Origin of the sequence: Frankia tisae (assembly GCF_025403405.1) — a bacterium.
In the GTDB taxonomy this organism is placed as follows: Bacteria; Actinomycetota; Actinomycetes; order Frankiales; family Frankiaceae; genus Frankia; species Frankia tisai.
Genome location: NZ_JANEZT010000530.1, coordinates 1 through 3,253, shown reverse-complemented (window position 1 = coordinate 3,253; position 3,253 = coordinate 1). Strand labels below are relative to the sequence as shown.

The following is a 3,253-nucleotide window of genomic DNA, read 5'->3' as shown; positions in this document are numbered from 1 at the left end:
GGCACCGACCGCGCCCGCCCCGGTGGCCACCTCCAACGGCGACGGCGGGATCGGCCGCTACGTCACGCCACTGGTCCGCAAGATGGCCGCCGAGCTGAGCGTCGACCTCGCCGACGTGACCGGCTCGGGTCCCGGTGGCCGGATCACCAAGCAGGACATCCAGGAGGCGGCCCGTTCCGGCGACGCCCCCGCCGCCCCGGCAGCCGCGGCAGCTCCCGCCGCGCCGTCGGCACCGGCCCGTCCGTCGGCACCGGCCCGCCCCTCTGCGCCGGCCGCGGCCCCCGCTGCTCCGGCGACCACCGGCACGGGCACCTCTACTCCCGCCCCGGTTCGCGGACGCACCGAGAAGCTCTCCCGGCTGCGTGCCCTGGTCGCCAAGCGCATGGTCGAGTCGCTGCAGATCAGCGCCCAGCTCACCACCGTCGTCGAGGTGGACGTCACCCGCATCGCGCGGCTGCGGGACCGGGCCAAGGCCGGTTTCCAGGCCCGCGAGGGGCTGAAGCTGACGTTCCTGCCGTTCTTCGCGTTGGCGGCCTGCGAGGCGCTGCGCGAGTTCCCGCAGCTCAACGCCAGCCTCGACGTCGAGGCGGGGACGGTCACCTACCACGGCGAGGAGAACCTCGGCATCGCCGTGGACTCCGAGCGCGGCCTGGTCGTGCCGGTCGTCCACAACGCCGGTGACCTCAACCTCACCGGGCTCGCCCGCAAGATCGACGAGCTGGCCAGCCGGACCCGGGCCAACAAGATCTCCCCGGACGAGCTCGGCGGGGGGACCTTCACCCTCACGAACACCGGCAGCCGGGGCGCCCTGTTCGACACGCCGATCATCAACCAGCCGCAGGTCGGCATCCTCGGCACGGGAATCGTGACCAAGAAGCCCGCCGTCATCGACGACCCCGAGCTCGGCGAGATCATCGCCGTCCGGTCGGCGGTGTACCTGTCACTGACCTACGACCACCGCATCGTCGACGGGGCCGACGCCGCCCGCTTCCTGACGTTCATCAAGCGGCGGCTCGAGGAGGGCACCTTCGAGGCCGACCTGGGCCTGTAGGCAGTCCCGCGCCAGCGGACTCCCCTGCCGAGCGGACTCCCCCGACAGGGGAGTCCTCCACCGCGGGCCGGTCGGGCGCCTCGCGTTCGGGGCGACGACCGGCCACGATGGTCCACCATGCGCATCGTTGTGACCGGAGCCTCGGGCCTGATCGGTTCGGCCCTCGTCCCCGCCCTTCGCGAGGACGGCCACACCGTGACCGCCCTGGTCCGGCAAACGCCCCGCACCGGCGGCGAGATCCAGTGGGATCCCGCCGCCGGTCGGCTCGACCCGGCGGCGCTGGCCGGCACCGACGCCGCCTTCCACCTCGCCGGCGCAGGCATCGGCGACCACCGCTGGACCGACGGCTACAAGCGCCTGCTCCGCGACAGCCGGATCGCCGGGACCGAGCTGCTCGCCCGCGCCCTCGCCACCCTCACGCCACCCCCGCAGGTGTTCCTCACCGGCAGCGCCATCGGCTGGTACGGAACCTCGGCGGGTGGCGACGCCGGCCCACTCGACGAGAGCGCCCCCGCCGGCGCGGGGTTCCTCGCCCGGCTCGTCGAGGACTGGGAGGCGGCGGCCACGCCCGCCCGCGAGGCCGGCATCCGAGTCGTCACGCTGCGGACCGGGGTCGTGCTCTCCCGCCACGGGGGAAGTCTCGGCCGCCAACTTCCGCTGTTCCGCCTGGGACTCGGAGGCCGGCTGGGTTCCGGCCGCCAGTGGCTGAGCTGGATCAGCCGTGTCGACCACGTGGCTGCGCTGCGCCTGCTGCTCGCCGAGGACTCGGTCGCCGGGCCGGTCAACCTGGTCGCGCCCGAACCCGTCACCAACGCCGTTTTCACCGCGGCGCTCGCGTCCGCCCTGCACCGCCCGGCGTTCGCAGCGGTGCCCCGCCTCGCCCTGCGCGCAGCCCTCGGCGAGTTCGCTGACGAGGGCGTCCTCGCCTCCCAGCGACTGGCCCCCACCGTCCTCGCCGGGGCAGGCTTCCGCTTCACCCATCCTGACATCGACACTGCGCTGCGGGCGATCCTCACCGACGGCGCCTGACCCTCCAGCACCCCGGCGGTCCGGCACCCCGGCGGTCCGGCGGTCAGTTCCCCGTCACGGGGATGGTCTCCGAGACCCGCCAGCCGGAGTCGGTGCGGATCAGCGCGAGATCGCGGTGCTGGGGGGCCTTCGCCGGCTGGTGGACGAGAAGCTGGCCGCGGGCGTCGAGGTAGTCGTAGGCGGCCAGGCGTTCGGTCACCCTCAGCACCGTGCGGTTCGGCTGCCCGTCGCGAACCTGCAGAGCGAGGATCTCGCTGCGCAGCGCCGAGGCGTGCGCGCCCTTGGCGACGACCTGCCGCATGAGCGCGACGTCGGCGTTGTAGGCGGGGCTGCCGAGGGCGTCGGACTGCCCCAGCAGGGACTCGTCGGCCTGCTCGAACGCCCGGCTGCGAGCGGTGTTGAGCTCGCCGAGCACGGCGCGCCAGATCTGCTCGGGTGACTGGTTCGCGACCGGTGACGCGGTCGGGTCCCGCGCGGGCACCCCGGCCGCGGACGGCTGCGCGGACTGCGCCGCGGGCGCTGCCGAATCGGGGGTGCCGTGCTGCGACGGGCCCCTCATGAGCAACACCGCGGCCACCACGACAGCGAACAGGCCCACCCCCGCGGTGACCGGCAGCAGCCAGCGCCGCCGCCGAGCGCCCGTCCGGCGCGGCCGACGGCCGGTGCGGCCCGACGAACCCGTGGCCGGCGGGGAGCCGGACGAGGCGGATGCACCGGATCTGCCACGGGTCTCGCGCCCGCGCGATCCCCCGGACGCCGCACCCGCGCCGCCGGCACCCGACTGCGGCGGGCGGGCGGCGGGCCGCGATGCACCGGGGGGTGCCTTGGACAGACCCGACCGTCCCGTGCCGGCCGCCGGGCCCGCGCCGGCGCCACCCCGGCCCGCGACGCGCGACGCCCGGCGGCCGGGCGTCGAACGCCGCGGCGGCGGGGGCAGGGAGTCGAGCAGCTCCGTCGCGTCGACGGCGGTGGCCCCGCTGGCCGATCGCCCGGGCGGGGCGCCGCCGCCCGGGGGGTGCGGGCCGGCATCGTCGCCCGAGCCCGGCCCGTCGCGTGGATCGCGGGTGCCGTCCGGCCCCGGGTTCAGCCGGGCGCCCGCCAGCAGCCGCGGCCGGCCGTCACCGTCACCGTCACCGGGCCCGCCGGGTTCCACGCCGGCCGGGGTCTGTGGAC

The 3,253-nt window shown here is 76.0% G+C and carries 2 protein-coding genes and 1 pseudogene; 2 read left to right on the top strand and 1 reads right to left on the bottom strand.

Annotation, left to right across the window (positions count from 1 at the left end; all coding sequences use genetic code 11):
- Positions 1-1,051: 2-oxo acid dehydrogenase subunit E2 (locus tag NBZ85_RS29320; RefSeq protein WP_261563188.1), on the top strand; the 1,051-nt coding region annotated here is incomplete at its 5' end.
- A 117-nt stretch (positions 1,052-1,168) separates the two neighbouring features.
- Positions 1,169-2,080, top strand: coding sequence for a TIGR01777 family oxidoreductase (locus NBZ85_RS29315; RefSeq protein ID WP_261560497.1), 912 nt, complete (start codon positions 1,169-1,171; stop codon positions 2,078-2,080).
- A gap of 43 nt (positions 2,081-2,123) precedes the next feature.
- Here the strand turns inward: NBZ85_RS29315 and NBZ85_RS29310 are convergent.
- Positions 2,124-3,253: pseudogene (locus tag NBZ85_RS29310) on the bottom strand (serine/threonine protein kinase); the annotation flags it as partial.

What these genes read in the sequence shown, in the direction of transcription:
- NBZ85_RS29315 (WP_261560497.1), top strand. Translation starts at nt 1,169, where the DNA reads ATGCGCATCGTTGTGACCGGAGCCTCGGGCCTGATCGGTTCGGCCCTC.